The organism is Pseudomonas sp. RtIB026 (assembly GCF_016861355.2).
GTDB lineage: Bacteria > Pseudomonadota > Gammaproteobacteria > Pseudomonadales > Pseudomonadaceae > Aquipseudomonas > Aquipseudomonas peradeniyensis.
The window spans coordinates 3,118,089-3,134,407 of the sequence record NZ_AP023348.2 but is presented as its reverse complement, the minus strand read 5'-3'; the positions used below and the strand labels follow the sequence as shown (position 1 = coordinate 3,134,407).

Here is a 16,319-nt window from a genome sequence, read left to right as displayed (position 1 = left end):
CGCCGGCATGCAGGTCAGCGGCCAATATCTTCGTCCCATAGCTCGGGTTTTTCGTCGATGAATCGGCGCATCAGCGCCTTGCAGGTTCCATTGTCGTGTACTTCCAGGCGTACACCCCGGCTGCCGAGCAGTTTTTCCTCTCCCAAGAACGTGGTGTTCTCACCAATGACCACATGCTTGATGCCATACAGCAGGATAGCGCCGCTGCACATGGCACAAGGCGACAAGGTGGTGTAGAGGGTGGCCTCCTGGTACACCCGGGCTGGCTGACGGCCGGCATTTTCCAGGGCGTCCATCTCGCCATGCAGGATGGCGCTGCCGTTCTGCACCCGGCGATTATGGCCGCGGCCAATGATCTTGCCATCGTGCACCAGCACCGAGCCGATCGGAATACCCCCCTCCTCGAGCCCCTTGCGGGCTTCGTCTATGGCGGCCTGCAGGAAAGCGGAAGTGCCCTGGTCCATGGTTTTCCCCGGTAGTACGTCGACTTTGCAGCAGACTAGCACAGCGCCCACCGGTCATGGCGCATTGTCTGGCGCGGGCTATGCTCATAGGGCTTTGGATCTTGCTGGCCAACCGTTTTCCCATGGATTCGACGGGCATGCACACATGAACAAGAAGCTCCTGGTCGTGCTGACCAATACCGCCAAATACCCCACCATCCCGCGCGCCACAGGACTGTGGCTGGGCGAGGCCGTGCACTTCATCGACAAAGTGCAGCAGGCGGGTTTTTCCGTCGACTATGTCAGCCCGGCGGGCGGCTATGTGCCGATCGATCCGCACAGTCTGCGCGTGGCGCCGGAGCTGGACTGGCAGTGGTACAACGACAAGACCTTCATGAATCGCCTGGGCGCCACGCTTAGCCCTGGCCAGGTCAAGGCAGAGCAGTACAGCGGGATCTACTACACCGGCGGGCATGGTGTGATGTGGGATTTCCCCGACAACCAACCGCTGCAAGAGCTGGCACGGCGCATCTACGAAAGCGGTGGTGCGGTCGCTGCGGTCTGCCATGGCGTGGTGGGCCTGCTCAATATCAAGCTCAGCGACAACAGCCTACTGCTCAAGGGACGTAGGGTGACCGGCTTCTCCAATACCGAAGAGAAGTTGGCCGAGCTGGACAAGGTGGTACCGTTCCTGACCGAAAACGAACTTGTCGCCCGCGGTGGCGAGTACAGCTGTACGGACGATGCATGGGCGTCCTTCGTAGTCGCGGACGACAGCCTGATCACCGGGCAGAATCCAGCATCCACCGCCGGGGTGGCCGACGCGGTCATTCACTACTTGCGCAACCGGTAGCCGCCACAAAAACATCGCGGGGCCAGCCCGCTCCCACACCGTCATGGCGTGGGAGCGGGCTGGCCCCGCGATGGATCTTGCAGGCAAAGCGCGTTATTCGACGCTCAGCACACCGCGACGCACCTGGTCACGCTCGATCGACTCGAACAGCGCCTTGAAGTTGCCTTCGCCGAAGCCGTCATCACCCTTGCGCTGGATGAACTCGAAGAACACCGGGCCCAGCAGGGTTTCCGAGAAGATCTGCAGCAGCAGGCGCTTGTCGCCCGGCGCGGAGGCGCCATCGAGCAGGATGCCGCGGGCCTGCAACTGGTCGACCGGCTCGCCGTGCCCTGGCAGGCGCTCCTCGAGCATCTCGTAGTAGGTCTGCGGCGGCGGGGTCATGAAGCGCATGCCCAAGCCCTTGAGCGCGTCCCAGGTCTTGAGCAGGTCGTCGGTGAGGAAGGCCACGTGCTGGATGCCTTCGCCGTTGAACTGCATCAGGAACTCTTCGATCTGTCCGGCACCTTTCGACGATTCCTCGTTGAGCGGAATGCGGATCATGCCGTCCGGCGCGGTCATCGCCTTGGAGGTCAGGCCGGTGTACTCGCCCTTGATGTCGAAGTAGCGGATTTCGCGGAAGTTGAACAGCTTTTCATAGAAGTTGGCCCAGTAGGCCATGCGTCCGCGATAGACGTTGTGGGTCAGGTGGTCGATGATCTTCAGGCCGGCGCCAACCGGGTTGCGGTCCACGCCTTCGATGAACTTGAAGTCGATGTCATAGATCGAGCTGCCTTCCTCGTAGCGGTCGATCAGGTACAGCGGCGCGCCACCGATACCCTTGATCGCCGGCAGGCGCAGTTCCATCGGGCCGGTTTCGATTTCCACCGGCTGGGCGCCCAGTTCCAGGGCGCGAGCATAGGCTTCATGGGCGTTGCGCACGCGGAAGGCCATGCCGCACACCGACGGGCCGTGCTCGGCGGCGAAGTACGAGGCGATGCTCTTGGGCTCGTTGTTGAGGATCAGGTTGATGCCGCCCTGGCGATACAGGTGCACGTCCTTGGAGCGGTGGCTGGCCACCTTGGTGAAGCCGAGAATCTGGAATACCGGCTCCAGCACGCCAGGAGTCGGCGAAGCGAGCTCGATGAATTCGAAGCCTTCCAGGCCCATCGGGTTGTCGAAGATATCTGCCATGTGGGTGTCCTCATCTATAAGCGAAAAACGGTTTATTACAGGCTTTGGATGTGGAGATGGCGTGGTGGTGAACAGGGGATCCCGCGCACGCTGCGGGCCAGGAAGTCACCAATGATCAGCTTGAACCCATGGTATGTCATATGGACCCATTCTCGGCGGGCTTGATTCCCCGGGAGGCGGAGAACCTTATTGTTGTATTCGTAACCCGATTCTACAGTGCGTAAATTTGTTTGTCGCGCTTTAGTTCGCAGGTTGTTCCGACAAACGGCTATTCTCAGCAGCATCCCGTCGCCTTGCAGAAGGTCCACCCGCACATGCCCCTGACCGCCAAACGCCCCGCCCGCTGGAGTTGGCGCGCCCTGCTGCCCTGGGGTGTCGGCGTGCTGCCGCTGCTGTGCGGGCTGGCGGTGATGCGCTGGCAGACCGAACAGGAACTGCAAGCCAGCAGCCAGGCCACGGCCCGCGAAGTGGGCGGCCATGTCGAGGCAATCCTCGACAGCCTGTCCAGCGCCGCCCATCACCTGCTGCCCAAGGCCGGACTACCCTGCGACGAGGTGCAGTTGGCCCTGCGCATCGAGGTGACGCGCAACGCCTTCGTGCGCTCGACCAACCTGTTCGACCACGACCGGCTGTACTGCACCTCGCTGTTCGGCGACTTCGACGAGCCGGTGGATGCCAAGGACTACACCAATGGCCAACTGTGGCTGATGAATGGCAACTCGGTCACCCCGGGACAGGCCCTGCTGGTCTACCGGGTCAGCCAGGAAGGCCGTGGCGACCGTGGCGCGATCACTACTGTGGATGGCCGCCACCTGCTCACCGCGCTGCACCTGATCGGCGCCGACAACCTGGTAAAGGTGCATGTCGGCCATCACTGGATGGGCAGCGATGGCCAGGTTCACGACGGCAAGCCGCCGCTCGCGGCCACCGCCGCCGCGCAGTATGCCTCTACCCGTTATCCGTTCGATGTGCACGCTGGCTACGAAGAAGGCAAGCAGGCCGCGTTGATGCGCTCGCGCTACCCCGCCCTGCTGAGCCTGCTGCTGATGCTGGGCGTGGCGGCCGGCGCCGCCTGCCGCTGGCAGATCCGCCGCGCCAGCTCATCGCGGGGCGAGCTGGACCGGGCCCTGGATGCCGACGAGTTCTTGCCGTACTTCCAGCCGGTGGTACGCAAGGGGGATTACCGCTGGGCCGGTGTCGAGGTGCTGATGCGCTGGCAGCACCCTCGCGAAGGGCTGGTGCGCCCGGACCTGTTCATTCCCTATGCCGAGCATAGCGGCCAGATCGTCGCCATGACCCGGGCCCTGATGCTGCACACGGCCCAGGCCCTGGCCCCGCATGCGGCGCTGCTGGAGGACGGTTTCCATGTCGGCATCAATATCACCGCCGACCATTGCCGCGACCTGGGCCTGCTCGACGACTGCCAGACCTTCCTCCAGCACTTCCCGCCCAAGCGCGTGGTACTGACCCTGGAGCTGACCGAACGCAAGCTGATCGAGCCGACTCCGGTGACCTTGGAACTGTTCGAAAAACTGCACGCCATGGGCGTGATGATCGCCCTGGACGACTTCGGTACCGGCCAGTCCAGCCTCAACTACCTGCGCCAGTTCCAGGTCGACTACCTGAAGATCGACCAGAGCTTCGTCGCCATGATCGGCGGCGACGCCCTGTCCCAGCATATCCTCGACACCATCATCGATCTCTCGGCCAAGCTGGGCCTGGGCATCGTCGCCGAAGGCGTGGAGACCGAGGTGCAGCGCGACTACCTGGCACGCCACGAAGTGGACTTCCAGCAGGGCTACCTGTTCGCCCGGCCGATGCCCGCCGACGAACTGCTGCTGGCCCTGGCCGCCCAGCCCAGTAGCCCGCAGTTGCCGCCGGGCAATGGCCCTGAGATCATGCGCGGCTGATCCGCCCGCTCACTTCCCGTTTTCCGAGGCATTCGTGTCAAAAGGCATTCTTTCGTCGGTCATGGCGTCCTGTCTGTTCGCCGTGATGTACTTCTATACCTCCTTCCTCAAGCCCCTGGACGGCGAGGAGATCTTCGGCTGGCGCACCCTGCTGACCCTGCCCTGCCTGACGCTGTTCATGCTGGTCTCGAAAGACTGGAAACGGGTCGGCGAGCTGCTCGGGCGGGTGCGCCGCGCACCGCTGCTGCTGCTCGGCATGGTCGGCACTTCGTGGCTGATGGGCGTGCAGTTGTGGTTGTTCCTCTGGGCGCCCCTGCACGGGCGCAGCCTGGAAGTGTCGATGGGCTACTTCCTGCTGCCACTGGCCATGGTACTGACCGGACGACTGGTGTATGGCGAACGCCTGTCGCGCCTGCAGAAGGTCGCGGTGAGCTTCGCCGTGCTCGGGGTTGGCCACGAGCTGTACCAGCACGGCAGCTTCGCCTGGGAAACCCTGCTGGTGATGATCGGCTACCCGATCTACTTCGTCCTCAGACGGCGCTGCCGCACCGACCACCTGGGCGGCCTGTGGTGCGACATGTGCCTGCTGCTGCCGTGGGCCCTGTACTTCGTGATCCAGGGCCCGCTGTCGGCGGCGGACCTGGCCGAGCACCCGGGCCTGTACGGGCTGATCCCGCTGCTCGGGGCGATCAGCGCCTGTGCCCTGATCGCCTACGTGCTGGCCAGCCGTCTGTTGCCGTTCAGCCTGTTCGGCCTGCTCAGCTACGTCGAGCCGGTGCTGCTGGTGGGCGTGGCCCTGCTGCTGGGCGAGACCATCGGCCCCGACCAGTGGCTGACCTACCTGCCGATCTGGGGCGCCGTGCTGGTGCTGGTGCTCGAAGGCATCAAGCACCTGCTGCGTCAGCGTCGGCGTTCGGTGTAAGGCGCACCTGGCGCACCCGACGCTCCTCCACCGCCACCACGGTCATGGTCCAGCCGTTCCAGGCCAGGTGATCACCCACCACCGGCAGGCGGTCCAGCAGGCTCATCACCAGGCCCGCCAGGGTCTGGTAGTCCTCGGTGGTACGGGCGGCGAAGCCTGTGCGCGCCTGGACCTGGGCCAGGTTCAGGGCGCCACTGACCACGAAACCGCCCGCCTCCTCGACCACGCCCGGCCCCTCCACCTCGCTCGCATCCGGCAGCTCGCCGGCAATCGACTCGAGGATGTCGGTCATGGTCAGCACCCCGGTGAAGTCACCGAACTCGTTGACCACGAAGGCGATGTGGGTGGACTGGGCGCGCATCTGCTCCAGGGCGTTGAGGATGCTGAAGCTCTCCAGCAGGTTCAACGGCGCCCGGGCCAGATGTTCCAGCGCCGGCTGGTTACCGCCCAGCAGTTCCTTGAGCAGCTCCTTCTTGTGCACGTAGCCCAGCGGTTCCTCGATACGCCCGTCGCGGATCAGCGGCAGGCGCGAGTACGACGAGTTGACCAGCATCTGGGTGATCGCCTCGGCCGGCTGCGACAGGTCGATGGCATCGACCTTGGCCCGCACCGTCATCACCGTGCGGATCGGCCGCTCGGCCAGGTTGAGCACGCCACTGATCATCACCCGCTCACGGCGGTCGAAGACCACCTGCTCGTCACCACCGGCCACCAGGTCGGCGATCTCCTCGCCCACCTCGTCGGCCTCGACCCGGCGCCCACCCATCAGGCGCAGCACCGCGTGGGCCGTGCGCTCACGCAATGGCCGGTGCTGATGCAGGCTGCGCTTGCGACGGGCGCGGGCCAGCTGGTTGAACAGCTCGATCAGCAGCGAGAAGCCGATGGCCGCGTACAGGTAGCCCTTGGGAATATGGAAGCCCAGGCCTTCGGCGGTGAGGCTGAAGCCGATCATCATCAGGAAGCCCAGGCACAGCATGATCACTGTCGGGTGTTCGTTGACGAAGCGGGTCAGCGGCTTGCTGGCGACAATCATGATACCGATGGAGAAGATCACCGCGATCATCATCACCGACAGCTGTTCGACCATGCCCACGGCGGTGATCACCGCGTCCAGCGAGAACACCGCGTCGAGCACCACGATCTGCGCGACGATCGGCCAGAACGCCGCGTGACGGGTCACGCCGCCGCTCTGGGCGACATGACCCTCGAGGCGTTCGTGCAGTTCCATGGTGGCCTTGAACAGCAGGAACACGCCACCGAACAGCATGATCAGGTCACGGCCGGAGAAGGTCTTGCCGAACACCTCGATCAGCGGCGCGGTGAGGGTCACCATCCACGAGATGCTGGCCAAAAGGCCCAGGCGCATGATCAGCGCCAATGACAGGCCGATCACCCGGGCGCGGTCGCGCTGGTGCGGCGGCAGTTTGTCGGCAAGAATGGCGATGAACACCAGGTTGTCGATACCCAGCACCAGCTCGAGGACGATAAGCGTCAACAGGCCCAGCCAGGCCGTGGGGTCGGCTAGCCATTCCATTAGCGGGTACTCACAGGGGCGGCGTCACGAGGACGGGGGAAGGAAGGCCGGGACGGCCAGGGACTGGGGGGCTCCGCGAAGGTGCTCATATAGACCTTGATAGAAAATAGGGATGTCGATCCTACAATCGAAGCAGATTTCTCTGATAGCGCAAAACTATTACAAAAGCTGTAACAGGTGCGGCAGGGCATTTTTGTTCAATACGCCCGTCACGGTCTTAGCCAGGATAGCCACACCCTCCTCCTGCATGGAAATCTCCAATGAGCCTGACATTGTCCATGGCAGCCTTTGCCCTGGCTGCCTCCATCTCCCCCGGCCCGGTCAACATCGTTGCCCTCGGCAGCGGCGCACGCCATGGCTTGCGGGCCAGCATCGGGCATGCCGCCGGCGCCACCCTGGGTTTCTGTCTGCTGCTGGTGCTGGTGGGGCTGGGCGTGCATGAGCTGTTGCTGCGCTGGCCGTTGCTGGGGCGGTTGCTGCACTGGGGTGGCGTGCTGTTTCTGCTGTACATGGCCTGGAAACTGGCCAGTGACGATGGCGGACTGGGTGCCGACGACAACCGGCGAGCGCCCAGCGCCTGGCACGGCGCGGCCATGCAGTGGCTGAGCCCCAAGGCCTGGCTGGCGGCGGTGGCCGGGATCGGCGCCTATACCGGCGGCGAGCAGCAGTTGCTGTGGCTATTCACCTGGATCTACGGGCCGATCTGCTTCGTCTGCGTGGCCAGCTGGGCCTGGGCCGGCAGCGTGATCCGCCAGTACCTGGCCGAGCCGTGGCGGATGCGCCTGCTCAATCGGGTGCTGGCGGGGTTGCTGGTGGCGAGCGCGGTTTACCTGATGGTGTGAGGTTATCGGGCCGGGCGCTATCGCGGGGCAAGCCCGCTCCCACAGAACACCACGTAACCCATTGACTTGGCTTGGCCCTGTGGGAGCAACTGTCTTGCTCAAAGTCTGATAGCTTGCGTAATTCCTGTGGGAGCGGGCTTGCCCGCGAACACGGGCGAAGCCCGTGCCATCCATTGCGGCGCCTGCTTCGCGGGTAAACCCGCTCCCACAGGGGCACAGTTCCTTGCGCGACAACACAGCCCGAAGTCTTGGGCGATCTCCCTCCTGTCTCAGCCATTGCGATAATGCCCAGGCGTGGTCGCCAGGTGGCGCTTGAAGGCCCGCTGCAGGTGCGCCTGGTCGGCGAACCCCGCCTCCAGCGCAACCTCGGCAATCGGCCTGCCGGCCCGCAGTTGCGCCCGGGCGTGCTGCACCCGCTGGTCGAGCAGGTAGCCATGGGGCGTCAGGCCGAAGCGCTTGCCGAACGCGCGGATCAGGTAGGCCCGTGACAGCCCCGCCGCAGCGCAGATGTCCTCCAGCGTCAGCGGGTCGAGGCGATGGGCACGGATGAACGCGGCGGCCAGCTCAAGACGTGGATGGCGTGGTGGCTGGCCGCTCGCGTCCGCCTCCAGCACCTGCGCCAAGCCCCTGAAGAACGCCTCCAGCTGCGCCTCCCGACCCTCGTTGCCGGGCTCGAACAACCCGGCGAACAGCGCCAGCAACTGCCCGTACAGCACCGCCGATGTGCTCAAGGTCGCCGAGGGCAGCGCGAAGCCACGCGCCAGCAGCCAGGGCATGTCGACGAACAGCATCAGGTACGACCAGGGCTCGCCCTGGATCGGGTTGCAGGTGTGCACCACGCCCGGGTTCATCAGCACCGTGCTCCCCGCCGCCACCTCATGCCGGGCGTTGCCGGTCAGGTAGGTGCTGCGCCCACCGGTAATCACGCCGATGGAGAAACTCTCGTGGGAATGGGCCGCATAGCACACCTGGCGGCCGTCCCCCACGCGCCGGGCTTCGACAAAGGGCAATGCCGGATCACGCCAGAACCGCGAGACCTCGATCATCGCCCCGCCCTCACCCCTCGCCGCCCTGCACCACCACCAGCAACTGCGCCTGGCGCTCGCCGACCGAACGCAGGCGGTGCGGGGTCTGGGCATTGAAATGCAGGGCATCGCCCGCCTCCAGCAACACCCGTTCGCTCATGAAGTCCACCTCCACCTGGCCCTCGTGGACGAACAGGAACTCCTCGCCTTCGTGCTCCTTGAAAGTCGGGTCGCTGAACGCGGTCGGTGGCTGGATCAGGAACGGCAGCAGGCTGCGCTGGCCAACCTGGGAGGTCAGCACCGCATATCCCGGCCCCTCGCCACCACCCACCAGCGCCTGGCGCTCGCCGCGGCGCACCAGGCTGTAGCGCGCCTGGCCGTCGTGCTCGCCGTCGAACAGCTCCTCGACATTGACGTTCAGCGCCCGCGCCAGCTTCAGCGCGGCGGCGATCGACGGCGTGTTGAGGCCGCGCTCGACCTTGGACAGGTAACTCTTGGTCATGCCGGACTTGCCGGCCAGTTGCTCAAGGGTGATGCCCAGTTTCTTTCTCAGCAGTTTCAGTCGGATAGACATGTGACGCGGGTTTCCCGAACAAACGCACTTGCTTATGACACTTTGTGTCATATAGGATTATTTGTGTCATCTGATGGCTCGCCCCCTCACCGTCCAAAGCTCGGGGGCGAGCCAGCCCTGACATCCGTCATCACGCCACAGAGGAAAGCTCCCCATGGCCAATACCCTTACCCTCAGCAAAGACCAGCTGGTGCAAAAGGCACTGACACAGATGCAAGGCTCGCTTGCCGATAATACGTGGACTGTGCGCGAAAAGCTGGCCCTGACCTGCCGAATTCTCTTCGATAACGGCCACGACTCGGGCCTGGCCGGGCAGATCAGCGCCCGCGGTCCGCAGCCGGGCACCTTCTACACCCAGCAACTGGGCCTGGGCTTCGACGAAATCACCGCCGGCAACCTGCTGCTGGTCAACGAAGACCTCGAAGTGCTCGAAGGCCAGGGCATGCCCAACCCGGCCAACCGCTTCCACAGCTGGGTGTACCGCGCCCGCCCCGACGTCAACTGCATCATCCACACCCACCCCACCCACGTCGCCGCGCTTTCCATGCTCGAAGTGCCGCTGCAGGTCTCGCACATGGACCTGTGCCCGCTGTACGAGGACTGCGCGTTCCTCGAGGCCTGGCCGGGCGTGCCGGTGGGCAATGAGGAAGGCGAGATCATCAGCGCCGCCCTGGGCGACAAGCGCGCCATCCTGCTCTCGCACCACGGCCAGCTGTCCACCGGCACCAGCATCGAGCAAGCCTGCGTCTACGCCCAGCTGATCGAGCGCGCCGCGCGCCTGCAACTGCTGGCGATGGCCGCCGGCACCATCAAGCCGATCGCCCCGGAGCTCGGCCGCGACGCCCACGACTGGATCGACCGGCCCAAGCGCCACGGCGCCGCCTTCAACTATTACGCCCGGCAGGCGCTGCGCCAGCACGCCGATTGCCTCGCCTGACCCCATCTTGCCTTGCTTGCGGAGCCACACACCATGACCACTCGATTCCACGGCATCATCGGCTACACCATCACCCCGTTCACCCAGGACGGTGAACAGCTTGACCTGCCGGCCCTGGGCCGCTCCATCGACCGCCTGATCGACGGCGACGTCCACGCCATCGCGCCGCTGGGCAGCACCGGCGAAGGCGCCTACCTGAGCGACGGCGAATGGCAGCAGGTCGCCCAGTACAGCCTGGAGCGCATCGGCAAGCGCGTGCCGAGCATCGTCAGCGTCTCCGACCTGACGACCGCCGGTGCCGTGCGCCGCGCCCGCTTCGCCCAGCAGCACGGCGCCGACGCGGTAATGGTGCTGCCGGCGGCCTACTGGAAACTCAGCGAAGCCGAGATCGTCCAGCACTACCGCGCCATCGGCGCGGCCATCGATTTGCCGATCATGCTCTACAACAACCCGGCCACCAGCGGCACCGACATGCCGGTGGAGCTGATCCTGCGCATCGTCCGCGAGGTGGACAACGTGACCATGGTCAAGGAGAGCACCGGCGACATCCAGCGCATGCACAAGCTGCAACTGCTCGGTGAAGGCCAGGTGCCGTTCTACAACGGTTGCAACCCGCTGGCGCTGGAAGCCTTCGTGGCGGGCGCCACGGGCTGGTGCACGGCGGCGGCCAACCTGATTCCCGAACTGAACCTGCGGTTGTACCAGGCGGTGCAGAACGGTGAGCTGGAACAGGCCAAGGCGCTGTTCTACCGCCAACTGCCGTTGCTTGACTTCATTCTCAAGGGAGGTTTGCCGGCGACCATCAAGGCTGGCCTGGAGATGACCGGGTTGCCGGTGGGCGAGCCGCGCCGGCCGGTGTTCGGGCTGGATGCCCAGGGCCGCGACCAGCTGAAGGCGCTGCTCGACGCCTTGTATCAGGGCTGACATCGTCAACGTGCCTGTGGGGGGCCACTCCCACAGGTCATCTACACACTTGAGAACACCGCCCCGACCCGGACGGTGTTCTGATCAGCGCTGGCGCGCCACCTGCCACAACCGCGCCACATCCCCGGCCCGCGCCTGCAGCAGCGTCTCGGCTTGGGCACAGGCCTGCTCCAAGGTCATCGGTCCGCTGGCCAAGGCAAAGGCGGCGTCGATGCCCTGTGCGTACAACTGCTCGTAACCGGCACCCAGGGTCCCCGCCAAAACCACCACCGGTACACCATGACGCCTGGCCACACGCGCCACCCCAAGCGGCGTCTTGCCGCGCAGGGTCTGGGCATCGAAGCGTCCTTCGCCGGTGATCACCAGGTCCGCGCCCTGCACCAGGCCATCGAGCCCGGCCAGCTCGGCGACCACCTCGACGCCCGGGCGGAACTGCGCGCCCATGAACGCCTTGGCGGCAAACCCCATGCCCCCGGCCGCGCCGCTGCCCGGCTGGTCACGCACATCCGTGCCCAGCAGGCCTGCGCAATGGTCGGCGAAATGTGCCAAGGCCTGGTCCAGGGCCTGCACCTGCTCGGGGCTGGCGCCCTTCTGCGGGCCGAAGATCGCCGAAGCACCGTTGTCCCCGCACAACGGGTTGTCGACATCGGCGGCAACCTCCACCTGGACCTGCGCCAGGCGCGGGTCCAGGTCGCTGGCGTCGATGCGCGCCAATTGCGCCAGGGCCAGTCCGCCCTCGGCCAACGGCTCGCCCTGGGCATCCAGCAAGCGCAGGCCCAACGCCCGCAACATGCCGCTACCGCCATCATTGGTGGCACTGCCGCCGATGGCCAGGACGATGCGCGAGGCACCGGCCGCCAACGCCGCCGCCACCAGTTCGCCGGTGCCCCAGGTGCTGCTGCGACAAGCGTCGCGCTGGCCGTTGGGCACCAGCTGGATGCCACTGGCCTGGGCCATCTCGATCACCGCCGTGCGGCTCTCGGCCAGCCAGCCCCAGCCCGCCTCGACCGTCTCGCCCAACGGGCCGCGTACCACCTGGCGACGCAGTTCGCCATGGCTGGCGGCGACGATCGCCTCCATGGTGCCTTCGCCGCCATCGGCCATCGGGCATTCGATGCGCTCGGACGCCGGCCAGACTTCGGCCAGGCCGGCGGCGATGGCGCGGGCGACACCGGCAGCATCGAGGCTGTCCTTGAACGAGTCGGGGGCGATGACGATCTTCATGGGGATTCTCCTGTCCTGTTGTCGCGCATGCTGACAGGTGTACGCCACGCCAGCCTCGGTCGGATGCACAAAACCCAGGGGCGTTGATTGGGCGGATGCCTCTACAGCCCCTTTGCCGGCAACAACTGCAACCCCAAATACAGGCTCAGCATCCCCTCCATCCGCAACGGGTCCACCTCCCCCACCTCGGCCATCCGCTCCAGCCGATAGCGCAGGCTGTTGCGATGGATTCCCAGGGCCTCGGCGCAGGCCTGGCTCTGCCCGTCATGGGCGCACCAGGCACGCAGGGTGAGCAGCAACTGGCCACTGGCGTCCTTGGCGCGGATGCGCTGCAACGGTTCGAGCAGCTCATCCAGGGCATCGTCGTTGCGATGCCGCCAGAGCAAAGCCGGCAAGCGGTAGCGCTCCAGGCTCAGCAGACGCTCGTCAGGCAGCACTTCACGGCCGTAGGCCTGCAGGTCGCGAACCCGCCGATAACCACGGCGCAACTGCTCCAGGCTCTGCGCCGGGCTGCCCAGGGCCAGGCGTTCGACGTCCCAACCATGGCGCTGCAGGCGCTCGAACAGGCGCGGCTCGTCCAGCACCACGCCCGCCGGGCGGCACCATAGCAGCGACTGGCGTGCGGGACTGACGCACCAACTGTCCGGGTAGCGACTCATCAGCCAGGCTGACAGGGCCTCGGCAGGCGGCCCGGCGCGCAGCTCGAACAGGCAGGGAATCCGTGGCAGGTTGGGCTTGAGCCCCAGTTGCTGGGCCTCGTCGACCAGGCGCGGTGACTCACCGCTGCCGCCCAGCAGCAGCGCCAGCAGGTCGTCGCAGCGCTGGCGGCGCCATTGCTGCTCCACCTGCAGGTGACGCTGGGCCAGCAACATCTCGGCGGTCATGCGCACCAGCTCGCCGTAGGTGCGCAGTTGCTGCGGATCACCGGTCAGCCCCAGCACGCCGATCAGCCGGCCATCGAGCATCAGCGGCAGGTTGACGCCGGGCTGCACGCCCTTGAGGCACTTGGCCGCTTCCGTATCCAGCTCGACGATGCGGCCGTTGGCCAGCACCAGTTGCGCGCCTTCGTGACGGGTATTGATGCGCTCGGGCTCGCCACTGCCGAGGATCAGGCCCTGGCTGTCCATCACATTGACGTTGCACGGCAGGATGGCCATCGCCCGGTTGACGATGTCCTGGGCCAGGTCGTGGTCCAGCTCGAACATGTAAGGGTCCTTCGGCATTGGTCGACGGCACAGCAGCCTGCACCTGACACTGTGCAAAAGCACAAAGACAGCCGCGCTACACTCCCCGAGACTGCTCAAGGCGAGCGCCGGCACAGGCGACGCGGTGACAACCATAACAACAGAGAACCCGATCATGGCACACAGCCCCGCCCCTGACCAAGGCATCGAGATCACCCGCAACGCGCTGTACCGGCGCATTACCCTGCGGCTGATCCCGTTCATTTTCATCTGCTACCTGTTCAACTACCTGGACCGCGTCAACGTCGGCTTCGCCAAGCTGCAGATGCTCGACGCGCTGAAATTCAGCGAAACCGTGTACGGCCTCGGCGCCGGCATCTTCTTCATCGGCTACGTGCTCTGCGGCCTGCCCAGCAACCTGGCGCTCAACCGCTTCGGCCCGCGGCGCTGGATCGCGCTGATGATGATCGCCTGGGGCAGCCTGTCCACCTGCCTGCTGTTCGTCACCACCCCCACCGAGTTCTATGCCCTGCGCCTGCTCACCGGCGCCGCCGAAGCGGGCTTCTTCCCCGGCGTGGTGCTGTACCTCTCGCGCTGGTTCCCGGCGGACCGCCGCGGCCGCATCATGGCCCTGTTCATGTCGGCGATCCCGGTGTCCGGCCTGCTCGGCGGACCCTTCTCCGGCTGGATCCTCGAGCACTTCGCCGCCGGCCAGCATGGCCTGGCCGGCTGGCAGTGGATGTTCCTGATCCAGGGGCTGCCCACCGTGGTGCTCGGCGCGCTGGCCATCGTGCTGCTCAGCGACGGCTACCAGACTGCCAAGTGGCTGAGCCCGGCCGAGTGCCAGCTGATCGAGGCGGACCTCAAGGCCGACGCCGCCAGCAAGCCGGCCACCCGCGGTGACAGCGTGCTGTCGGTGCTGACCAACCCGCTGATCTGGACCTTCGGTTTCGTCTACTTCTGCATCCAGAGCGGCGTCTACGCCATCAACTTCTGGCTGCCGTCGATCATCAAGAACATGGGCTTCGACAACCCGCTGCTGATCGGCTGGCTGAGCGCCATCCCGTACCTGTTGGCGGGTGTGTTCATGATCCTGGTCGGCCGTTCGGCGGACCTGCGCAACGAGCGCCGCTGGCACCTTGTGGTGCCGATGCTGATGGGCGCCCTGGGCCTGCTGATCGCGGTGAACTTCGCCGGCAACCCGCCCATCGCCATCCTCGGCCTGTCCATCGCCACCATGGGCGCGCTGACCGGCCTGCCGATGTTCTGGCCGATGCCGACCGCGCTGCTGACCGCCGGTACCGCCGTAGCGGGCCTGGCGATCATCAACTCGGTGGGGCAGATGGCGGGGTTCCTCAGCCCTTACCTGGTGGGATTCATCAAGGACCAGACCGGGTCGACCGATGCGGCGCTGTATGCGCTGGCGGGGTTGATCGTGGTCGGCAGCCTGGTGGCGTTGCGGGTTTCGCGGGGTGGTAGTGCTGCCTTGGCAGGTGCCCGCTCGTAACGTTAACGCCCTATGTAGGAGCGGCCTTGTGCCGCGAAAGGGCTGCGCAGCAGCCCCGGAATCTCAGCGTCGACGCATGAATTGCCGGGGCCGCTACGCGGCCCTTTCGCGGCACAAGGCCGCTCCTACAGGGGGGAAACGGTACTGCTAGTTACGAGGCTTCCACCCCGCCTCGTGCAACGCCGTCAGCAGCGTATCCCCCTCCAGCGCCGGCACCACCAACCCACCCTTGCCCTGCATCGTCCGCCCCGCCAGCAAGGCATTGACGATCGCCTCCTCCACCGCCTCCGCCGCCGCCATGAACAACCCCGAGATATGGTCGTTGTTGAGCATTTGCACGCCCGTGCACTGGGCCAGCCCCTTGCGCCCGTAGTCAGCGGGCGGCAATCCCTGGTTGCCGGTGGAAAACGCCAGGAAGATATCCCCACTGGAGTCCTCGGTGCCGCCGCCGGTGCGGGCGATGCCGATCGACGCCCGCTGCGCCAGGCGCTGACACTGGTGTGGCAGCAACGGCGCGTCGGTGGCGATCACCACCACGATCGAGCCCATCCCCGGCGTGCCCGCCTCGGCCTCGGCGAAGGGCGACGGCAGGTGACCCAGCTGGCGCCCGACCGGATAGCCGTCGACCCGCAGCTCGCGTCGCTGGCCATGGTTGGCCTGGACCAGGACGCCGACCGTCCAGCCCCCCTGCCCGTCCTCCAGGCGCCGCGAGGCAGTGCCGATGCCGCCCTTGAACTCGTGGCAGATCATCCCCGTGCCACCGCCCACCGGGCCTTCCTGCACCGGGCCTGACTCCGCGGCCTGCTGCGCCTGGCGCACCTGCGCCGGCGTCACGTGCTGGCCCCAGATGTCATTGAGCAGGCCATCGTAGGTTTCCATCACCACCGGCATGCACCAGTACACCGCGTCGTCCGGCAGACGCTCGCGCTCGGCGGCGATCAGCGCGTCGCGCACCACGCCGACGCTGTGGGTGTTGGTGATGGCGATCGGCGTGGTCAGCAGCCCGGCCTCGCGAATCCACTCCAGCCCCGTGGCGTCGCCGTTGCCGTTGAGCACGTGGCAGCCGGCGAAGCACGGCTGCTGACGGGCCGCGCCCGCGCGCGGCTCGATCAGGGTCACCCCGGTGCGGATCGGCGCCGGGCGTTGCTCGTCGATCAGGGTGCTGTGGCCGACCCGTACCCCTGGAACGTCGGTGATGGCATTGAACGGGCCCGGGGTGCCGTGGCCGAGGGTGATGCCCAGTTGACGCGCACGCATGTGTACTCCTTGG

15 protein-coding genes are annotated in these 16,319 nt (G+C 66.1%); 7 read left to right on the top strand and 8 right to left on the bottom strand.

Annotated features, from left to right (window positions below; genetic code table 11):
- Positions 1–14: 14 nt before the first annotated feature.
- A complete protein-coding gene (locus tag PRtIB026_RS14095) occupies positions 15–464 on the bottom strand; it encodes a nucleoside deaminase (RefSeq protein ID WP_203647005.1) in 450 nt (149 codons plus the stop codon).
- 145 nt (positions 465–609) lie between these two features.
- On the opposite strand from PRtIB026_RS14095, the gene PRtIB026_RS14090 reads away from it, so the two are divergent.
- Positions 610–1,296 carry a type 1 glutamine amidotransferase domain-containing protein gene (locus tag PRtIB026_RS14090; protein ID WP_203647007.1) on the top strand — a complete coding sequence of 229 codons (687 nt, stop codon included), beginning with the start codon at positions 610–612 and terminating at the stop codon, positions 1,294–1,296.
- A 93-nt stretch (positions 1,297–1,389) separates the two neighbouring features.
- Here PRtIB026_RS14090 and hppD read toward each other — a convergent pair whose 3' ends face one another.
- Positions 1,390–2,466 (bottom strand): 4-hydroxyphenylpyruvate dioxygenase, encoded by a 1,077-nt coding sequence (hppD, locus tag PRtIB026_RS14085; protein WP_186734067.1) that lies wholly within the window; start codon positions 2,464–2,466, stop codon positions 1,390–1,392.
- A 314-nt stretch (positions 2,467–2,780) separates the two neighbouring features.
- Between hppD and PRtIB026_RS14080 the strand changes: the two genes are divergently transcribed.
- A complete protein-coding gene (locus tag PRtIB026_RS14080; protein ID WP_203647009.1) occupies positions 2,781–4,376 on the top strand; it encodes an EAL domain-containing protein in 1,596 nt (531 codons plus the stop codon).
- Between the two features lie 34 nt (positions 4,377–4,410).
- Positions 4,411–5,298 (top strand): EamA family transporter RarD, encoded by an 888-nt coding sequence (gene rarD / locus PRtIB026_RS14075; protein ID WP_232856507.1) that lies wholly within the window; start codon positions 4,411–4,413, stop codon positions 5,296–5,298.
- On the opposite strand, the gene PRtIB026_RS14070 is transcribed toward rarD, so the two are convergent.
- A complete protein-coding gene (locus tag PRtIB026_RS14070; protein ID WP_203647012.1) occupies positions 5,261–6,832 on the bottom strand; it encodes a TerC family protein in 1,572 nt (523 codons plus the stop codon). The two genes, rarD and PRtIB026_RS14070, sit on opposite strands and share 38 nt — an antisense overlap.
- A 260-nt stretch (positions 6,833–7,092) precedes the next feature.
- Between PRtIB026_RS14070 and PRtIB026_RS14065 the strand changes: the two genes are divergently transcribed.
- Positions 7,093–7,674, top strand: coding sequence for a LysE family translocator (locus PRtIB026_RS14065; protein WP_203647014.1), 582 nt, complete (start codon positions 7,093–7,095; stop codon positions 7,672–7,674).
- A 269-nt stretch (positions 7,675–7,943) separates the two neighbouring features.
- Here PRtIB026_RS14065 and PRtIB026_RS14060 read toward each other — a convergent pair whose 3' ends face one another.
- Both PRtIB026_RS14060 and PRtIB026_RS14055 read right to left on the bottom strand, forming a co-directional pair.
- Positions 7,944–8,720 (bottom strand): AraC family transcriptional regulator, encoded by a 777-nt coding sequence (locus PRtIB026_RS14060; RefSeq protein WP_203647016.1) that lies wholly within the window; start codon positions 8,718–8,720, stop codon positions 7,944–7,946.
- Positions 8,721–8,730: 10 nt separating this feature from the next.
- Positions 8,731–9,273, bottom strand: coding sequence for a helix-turn-helix domain-containing protein (locus PRtIB026_RS14055; RefSeq protein WP_203647017.1), 543 nt, complete (start codon positions 9,271–9,273; stop codon positions 8,731–8,733).
- Between the two features lie 154 nt (positions 9,274–9,427).
- On the opposite strand from PRtIB026_RS14055, the gene PRtIB026_RS14050 reads away from it, so the two are divergent.
- Together PRtIB026_RS14050 and PRtIB026_RS14045 are read left to right on the top strand one after the other, a co-directional pair.
- Positions 9,428–10,210 (top strand): aldolase, encoded by a 783-nt coding sequence (locus PRtIB026_RS14050; RefSeq protein ID WP_203647018.1) that lies wholly within the window; start codon positions 9,428–9,430, stop codon positions 10,208–10,210.
- A gap of 33 nt (positions 10,211–10,243) precedes the next feature.
- A complete protein-coding gene (locus PRtIB026_RS14045; RefSeq protein WP_203647019.1) occupies positions 10,244–11,134 on the top strand; it encodes a dihydrodipicolinate synthase family protein in 891 nt (296 codons plus the stop codon).
- 84 nt (positions 11,135–11,218) lie between these two features.
- Here PRtIB026_RS14045 and PRtIB026_RS14040 read toward each other — a convergent pair whose 3' ends face one another.
- Together PRtIB026_RS14040 and PRtIB026_RS14035 are read right to left on the bottom strand one after the other, a co-directional pair.
- A complete protein-coding gene (locus tag PRtIB026_RS14040; RefSeq protein WP_203647020.1) occupies positions 11,219–12,358 on the bottom strand; it encodes a glycerate kinase in 1,140 nt (379 codons plus the stop codon).
- A 101-nt stretch (positions 12,359–12,459) separates the two neighbouring features.
- A complete protein-coding gene (locus PRtIB026_RS14035) occupies positions 12,460–13,563 on the bottom strand; it encodes a sugar diacid recognition domain-containing protein (RefSeq protein ID WP_203647022.1) in 1,104 nt (367 codons plus the stop codon).
- A gap of 154 nt (positions 13,564–13,717) precedes the next feature.
- On the opposite strand from PRtIB026_RS14035, the gene PRtIB026_RS14030 reads away from it, so the two are divergent.
- Positions 13,718–15,049 carry an MFS transporter gene (locus tag PRtIB026_RS14030; protein WP_203647025.1) on the top strand — a complete coding sequence of 444 codons (1,332 nt, stop codon included), beginning with the start codon at positions 13,718–13,720 and terminating at the stop codon, positions 15,047–15,049.
- A 147-nt stretch (positions 15,050–15,196) separates the two neighbouring features.
- Here PRtIB026_RS14030 and PRtIB026_RS14025 read toward each other — a convergent pair whose 3' ends face one another.
- Complete coding sequence (locus PRtIB026_RS14025; protein WP_203647027.1) at positions 15,197–16,306, bottom strand: P1 family peptidase; 1,110 nt, start codon at positions 16,304–16,306, stop codon at positions 15,197–15,199.
- Between the last annotated feature and the right edge of the window lie 13 nt (positions 16,307–16,319).

What these genes read in the sequence shown, in the direction of transcription:
- PRtIB026_RS14095 (WP_203647005.1), bottom strand. Translation starts at nt 464, where the DNA reads ATGGACCAGGGCACTTCCGCTTTCCTGCAGGCCGCCATAGACGAAGCC.
- PRtIB026_RS14090 (WP_203647007.1), top strand. Translation starts at nt 610, where the DNA reads ATGAACAAGAAGCTCCTGGTCGTGCTGACCAATACCGCCAAATACCCC.
- hppD (WP_186734067.1), bottom strand. Translation starts at nt 2,466, where the DNA reads ATGGCAGATATCTTCGACAACCCGATGGGCCTGGAAGGCTTCGAATTC.
- PRtIB026_RS14080 (WP_203647009.1), top strand. Translation starts at nt 2,781, where the DNA reads ATGCCCCTGACCGCCAAACGCCCCGCCCGCTGGAGTTGGCGCGCCCTG.
- PRtIB026_RS14070 (WP_203647012.1), bottom strand. Translation starts at nt 6,832, where the DNA reads ATGGAATGGCTAGCCGACCCCACGGCCTGGCTGGGCCTGTTGACGCTT.
- PRtIB026_RS14065 (WP_203647014.1), top strand. Translation starts at nt 7,093, where the DNA reads ATGAGCCTGACATTGTCCATGGCAGCCTTTGCCCTGGCTGCCTCCATC.
- PRtIB026_RS14060 (WP_203647016.1), bottom strand. Translation starts at nt 8,720, where the DNA reads ATGATCGAGGTCTCGCGGTTCTGGCGTGATCCGGCATTGCCCTTTGTC.
- PRtIB026_RS14055 (WP_203647017.1), bottom strand. Translation starts at nt 9,273, where the DNA reads ATGTCTATCCGACTGAAACTGCTGAGAAAGAAACTGGGCATCACCCTT.
- PRtIB026_RS14050 (WP_203647018.1), top strand. Translation starts at nt 9,428, where the DNA reads ATGGCCAATACCCTTACCCTCAGCAAAGACCAGCTGGTGCAAAAGGCA.
- PRtIB026_RS14045 (WP_203647019.1), top strand. Translation starts at nt 10,244, where the DNA reads ATGACCACTCGATTCCACGGCATCATCGGCTACACCATCACCCCGTTC.
- PRtIB026_RS14040 (WP_203647020.1), bottom strand. Translation starts at nt 12,358, where the DNA reads ATGAAGATCGTCATCGCCCCCGACTCGTTCAAGGACAGCCTCGATGCT.
- PRtIB026_RS14035 (WP_203647022.1), bottom strand. Translation starts at nt 13,563, where the DNA reads ATGTTCGAGCTGGACCACGACCTGGCCCAGGACATCGTCAACCGGGCG.
- PRtIB026_RS14030 (WP_203647025.1), top strand. Translation starts at nt 13,718, where the DNA reads ATGGCACACAGCCCCGCCCCTGACCAAGGCATCGAGATCACCCGCAAC.
- PRtIB026_RS14025 (WP_203647027.1), bottom strand. Translation starts at nt 16,306, where the DNA reads ATGCGTGCGCGTCAACTGGGCATCACCCTCGGCCACGGCACCCCGGGC.